Origin of the sequence: Rhodococcus kronopolitis, assembly GCF_042654025.1 — a bacterium.
Taxonomy (GTDB): domain Bacteria; phylum Actinomycetota; class Actinomycetes; order Mycobacteriales; family Mycobacteriaceae; genus Rhodococcus_G; species Rhodococcus_G kronopolitis.
On the sequence record NZ_JBHSFO010000005.1, the window covers coordinates 196403 to 197462 of the forward strand.

Annotated in this window: 2 protein-coding genes; both read right to left on the reverse strand. The window is 63.7% G+C overall.

What is annotated here, in order from left to right:
• Nucleotides 1-12: 12 nt before the first annotated feature.
• On the reverse strand, nt 13-321 hold the full coding sequence (locus ACFO6S_RS12240; protein ID WP_378417280.1) for a hypothetical protein: 309 nt from the start codon (nt 319-321) through the stop codon (nt 13-15).
• 65 nt (nt 322-386) lie between these two features.
• Entirely contained in the window at nt 387-956 is a 570-nt protein-coding gene (locus tag ACFO6S_RS12245; protein WP_378417282.1) for a GtrA family protein, read from the reverse strand.
• Nucleotides 957-1060 lie beyond the last annotated feature (104 nt).

Consider the following 1060-nt stretch of genomic DNA (forward strand, 5'->3'; position numbering starts at 1 on the left):
ACCGTGGATGAGTCAGCTGACGACGGCGTAAGTCGGTCGACTCAGCTCGAAGTAGATTGCAAAGAGCAGGATCAGGCCGCAGACACTGACGGCAGTGAGACGGTGGGTCGAGGACAGCTCCCGCCAGTTCCTGTAGACCACAAACAGACCCAGCGAAGACACCGCGCCCGCGACGTACTGCATCGGCATACCGATCCAGACGAACGCCAGCTGAGCTAGGACCGGCAACGCAAGCGTCCAGATACTCGTCGGGATCTGCTGCAAACCGAATGCGGGTTTCCACCGCTTCGCTTCCGATGGACGTAGCCGCGGGATTCCCATCCGAGTCGTTCTCCCCCCCTGCGACAATCGTTCTCTTCGTTGTGCAGTGCCGAACGACGTTCGACCTAGGTGGCCTGGGGGCTGCTCGCGGCGGCGACGTCGGTGTGCCCCGTGTCTTCCAGCATCGTTTCGTCCAACTCCGGGTGCGGCATCACAGGATTCGGGAAGACGAACCTGCGCATCGCCCACCAGCGGAACACCGTCGCCAGGAGGGTGCCCACGATGGTGGCGCTGACGAAATCGGCCAGGTTCTCCACGATGAGCGACACGTGCGGCGCCTGGAGGGCGAACACGTACCGCGACACCACCAGCGGCAGCTGGTTGATCGCCAGACCGACACCGGCGACCACGAAGAACAGCGCTGCCTCATGCCGTCGCTCTCGACCGCCGCGGGCGGTAAACGCCCACTCTCGGTTGAGCACGTAGGACACCACGGTGGCGAGCAGCACCGCCACGACATTGGCGGTGACCGGCTTGCCGTCCAGGACCGTCCATTTCAGCCCGAAGAACAGCACCACCGTAACGACGAACGCGATCGATCCGACTGTCAGGAACTTGAACAGCTCCGCCTTGCGCACGAACACCGCCAACAGCCGATTGGGCATCCGTGCGGTGACAAACCGAGTGAGGAACACCGCGACAGGCTACAGAGGTACGGGTGCTGCACGATCGTGCGACACGACCGGAACTGCCCTGGTCTCGTTGGCGGGCGCTGGCGTGTCGGACCGGGTCGGTGTGT

Excerpts from the sequence above, each read along its gene's own strand:
- ACFO6S_RS12240 (WP_378417280.1), bottom strand. The coding sequence starts at position 321 with ATGGGAATCCCGCGGCTACGTCCATCGGAAGCGAAGCGGTGGAAACCC.